The organism is Salinicola sp. (genome assembly GCF_982684285.1).
Map to the genome: position 1 here is coordinate 1 of NZ_CEXLVS010000319.1, position 3,871 is coordinate 3,871.

General features: G+C 64.0%; 3 protein-coding genes. All 3 read left to right on the forward strand.

Going from position 1 to position 3,871, the window contains the following annotated elements:
* The first annotated feature begins 460 nt into the window (after positions 1 to 460).
* Positions 461 to 1,507 (forward strand): NAD(P)-dependent alcohol dehydrogenase, encoded by a 1,047-nt coding sequence (locus tag AC3AYF_RS18995; RefSeq protein ID WP_295035234.1) that lies wholly within the window; start codon positions 461 to 463, stop codon positions 1,505 to 1,507.
* Between the two features lie 54 nt (positions 1,508 to 1,561).
* A complete protein-coding gene (locus AC3AYF_RS19000) occupies positions 1,562 to 2,995 on the forward strand; it encodes an ABC transporter substrate-binding protein (RefSeq protein ID WP_295035235.1) in 1,434 nt (477 codons plus the stop codon).
* A 3-nt stretch (positions 2,996 to 2,998) separates the two neighbouring features.
* Positions 2,999 to 3,871: carbohydrate ABC transporter permease (locus tag AC3AYF_RS19005; protein ID WP_487780191.1), on the forward strand; the 873-nt coding region annotated here is incomplete at its 3' end.

The window sequence follows — 3,871 nt, forward strand, 5'->3', positions numbered from 1 at the left end:
GGTGACGCTTTCGAAGACAGGCGCACCAAGACGAGTATCTTTGAGCTGCGCAGCGATCATGAGTTATCGGAGCCTCTTTCTATCAGCGCTATCAGGCCTGGATGAGGTCTACGCTCTGCCTGAAAAATGCCTGCACTGGTCCTCCTTTCCAGAGCCACTATATATCCTGAAACAGAGCGAAACAGTGGACTTTTATACCTTGGTATCAAGGTAGACTTTGGTCCTGCCAAGCCTATTGGATTGGTAGGGCATTCTTTCGGAGCCCCCCTAAATAGCGATACAAAACAATCGGTTGCCAGTTGGCCCGACAAGGTCTGCAAAAAAGTACCATTGTCTCGAAAATTACAGCCTAGCCGCTTTTCCGGCGCGAGGCGTAGGTTCATGGCCACGCCGATAGCGAGGGTGTGGTCGCGTATCGACCGGCTCTCGACCCATGTCAATATCTCCCGGGAAACGCGCCATGAAAGCCAGAGCCCTGGTGCTGGAAAAGCAACGCGAGCTGTCGCTACGCGAGATAGACCTGCCGGACCGACTCGGGCCCGACGATGTTCGCGTCCGCATACACACCGTCGGGATATGCGGCAGCGACGTCCACTACTACACCCATGGCCGGATCGGCCCCTTCGTGGTCCGCGAGCCGATGGTGCTCGGCCATGAAGCGTCCGGCGTGGTCACCGAGGTCGGCGGCAACGTCAGCTACCTGCGGGTAGGCGAGCGGGTGTGCATGGAACCCGGCATTCCCGATCTCACTTCGCGTGCCGCCAAGCTGGGCGTCTACAACGTCGACCCCAGCGTACGCTTCTGGGCCACGCCGCCGGTGCACGGCTGCCTGACCCCGGAAGTCATCCATCCGGCAGCCTTCACCTTCGTGCTGCCCGATTCGGTCTCCTTCGCCGAGGGGGCGATGATCGAGCCGTTCGCCATCGGCATGCAGGCGGTGGTCAAGGCGCGCATGCAGCCGGGCGACGTCTGCGTCGTCACCGGCGCCGGGCCGATCGGCCTGATGGTCGCCCTGGCCGCGCTGGCGGGGGGCGCCAGCGAGGTGCTGGTCTCCGACCTGGTCGAGGAGAAGCTGGCGATCGCCGGACGCTACGCCGGCATCACCCCCGTCAACGTCTCGCAGGAGTCGCTGCGCGAAGCCGTCGACCGGCGCTGCGGCGAGGACTGGGGCGCCGACGTGGTGTTCGAGGCCAGCGGCAGCCCCAGGGTCTACGACGACGTGCTGGCCTGCGCCCGGCCCGCCGGCGCGGTCGTGCTGGTCGGCATGCCCGTCGAGCCGGTCACCTTCGACATCGTCTCGGCCCAGGCCAAGGAGCTGCGCATCGAGACGGTGTTCCGCTACGCCAACGTCTACGACCGGGCGATCGACCTGATCGCCTCGGGCAAGGTCGATCTCAAGCCGCTGATCAGCGAGACCTTCGATTTCGAGCAGAGCATCGCCGCGTTCGAACGCGCCGCGAGCGCGCGACCCGATGACGTCAAGCTGCAGATCACGCTTGACGCCTGACCTCGCCAGCCCAGGAAGCACACTGGACCTGAACCCACCAAGAGGTGAACAACAATGACCCAGTTCAAGCGTCGCGACATACTGAAAGGAATGGGGGGACTCGCCGGCCTGTCGTTGATGGGGGCGGGATCGCTGCGTACGGCCCTGGCCCAGGGCATGGCCAGCGACGAGGCCTGGAGGCAGGCCAGCGGCACCACCATTCAGTTCATCTCCGAGAACACCCCGCCGACCACGGCGATCGCCGCCAACCTGGCGTCGTTCCAGGAGCTCACTGGCATCACCGTCAACATCACCGAGATGCAGCTGGGCGCCCTGGTGCAGAAGGTCGCGCTGGACTTCGGCGCTGGCCGCAGCGCCTTCGACGTGATCTATGCCGACCCCTACCAGGTGCTCGCGCCCTATCACCGCGGCCTGGTGGATCTCAACACCTTCATCAACGACGACCAGCAGCCGGTCGTGCCCAAGGGCATCGAGGATTTCATCCCCTCGCAGCTGGCCGCCGCCGGCCGCTTCGAGGACGAGGAAAGCCTCTATACCCTGCCCTACGACTGCCCGACGATGATCTGGATCTACCGCCGCGACCTGTTCGAGAAATACCACGACCAGATGCAGCAGGATCTCGGCTTCGATCCCATGCCGTCGGACAGCACGACCTGGGAGCAGTACTACCAGATCGCCGCGTGGTTCAGTAACGGCAACGCCAGCGAGGTCAAGTACGGCACCGGCCATCAGGCCCAGCAGTACGACTCTTTGATGTGCGACTTCTCCAACGTGCTGTTCGCCTACGGCGGCAGCTACTTTGCCAACGGCGAGCAGGTCGGCCTGCTCGGCACCGACTCCCCCGGCGCCTGCCAGTTGACCAGCGACGCCTCGCTGGAAGCGGCGCGCTTCTATCAGAAGCTGCTCAAGGTTGCCCACCCCGGCAGCACCAGCTGGGACTGGACCGGTGTCGCCAACGCCTTCCAGAACGGCGAGTTCGCGATGATGCCGGAGTGGCACGAATTCGCCGGCTCGCTGGAAGGTTCGGACCTGAAGGGCAAGGTCGGCTACGCCCCGCTGCCCAAGGGCCCGGCGCGCAGCGCCAACCTGTGGGGCGGCACGGGCATCGGCATCAACGCCAACGCCTCGCCCGAGAAGCAAAAAGCGGCCTGGCTGTTCCTGGTCTGGGCAACCTCGCCGCAGACCCAGCTGATGGGCCTGAAGAGCCAGGTCGGCGGCGGTACCCCGACCCGCCAGTCGGTCTACGACATGCCGGAGGTCAAGGCCGCCAGCACCCCGCCCACCGACATGCCCAACATGCTCACGGCGGACACCATGCTGACCGCCTGGCAGGAGGGTTACATCGGCCTGCGGCCCAAGATTCCCCAGTGGAACGAGGTCGACACGGTGATCTTCACCGAACTCTCCAAGATGCTGGCGGGGCAGATGTCCCCCGAGGAAACCATGCAGAGCGCCAAGCAGCGCATCGACCGCATCGTGGGGGCGTGAGGCATGGCGCTGCTGACCGGAAAACCCTCGGCGCGACGACAGGGATTCGAGCTGGCGATGATGTCGCCAGCCCTTCTCCTGCTCGCCTTGATCACGCTGGTCCCGTTCTTCTCGATCATCTGGATGAGTTTCAACGACGTCAGCCTGATGGGCGGGCTGACCTTCGAGTTCTCGGGTCTCGATAACTGGCAGCGGGTGTTCACGGACCCGGACATCCGCTCCAGCTGGCTGATCAGCCTGTTCTACTTCCTGGCCACGGTGGGCCTGGAGATGATCCTCGGCACGGTGATGGCGCTGCTGGTCTACAGCCTGACGCGGGGCAGCAACATCATCATTTCGCTGCTGTTGATCCCGATGTTCATCGCCCCGGTGATCGTCGGGCTGCTCGGGCGCTTCATGCTCGACCCCAGCCACGGCCTGTATGCCTGGCTGCTCAATGAAACCGGCCTGTTCGACGGCAATATCCTCGGCAGCGTCGGCCCCGCCATGGTCGCGGTCATCCTCATGGACGTCTGGGAGTGGACCCCGCTGGTGGCGCTGATCGTGCTCGCCGGGCTCGCCTCGGTCCCCGAGGATATCCTGGAAGCGGCCGAGATGGACGGCGCCAAGTATGGCCAGAAATTGCTCTACATCATCCTGCCGTCGCTCTCCAATATCCTGCTGGTGGCACTGCTGATCCGCGCCATGGATGCGATCCGTTTCTTCGCGATCATCTTCATCACCACCAACGGGGGTCCGGCGGACTCCACCAAGATCATCCCCATCCGGCTCTACGACATCGCCTTCCGCTTCTTCGACCTGGGCTATGCCGCCGCCGTGGGCATCACCATGCTGGCGTTCTCGATCCTGGTCGCCAATGCGTTCATGAAGCTGCTC

Excerpts from the sequence above, each read along its gene's own strand:
- AC3AYF_RS18995 (WP_295035234.1), top strand. The coding sequence starts at position 461 with ATGAAAGCCAGAGCCCTGGTGCTGGAAAAGCAACGCGAGCTGTCGCTA.
- AC3AYF_RS19000 (WP_295035235.1), top strand. The coding sequence starts at position 1,562 with ATGACCCAGTTCAAGCGTCGCGACATACTGAAAGGAATGGGGGGACTC.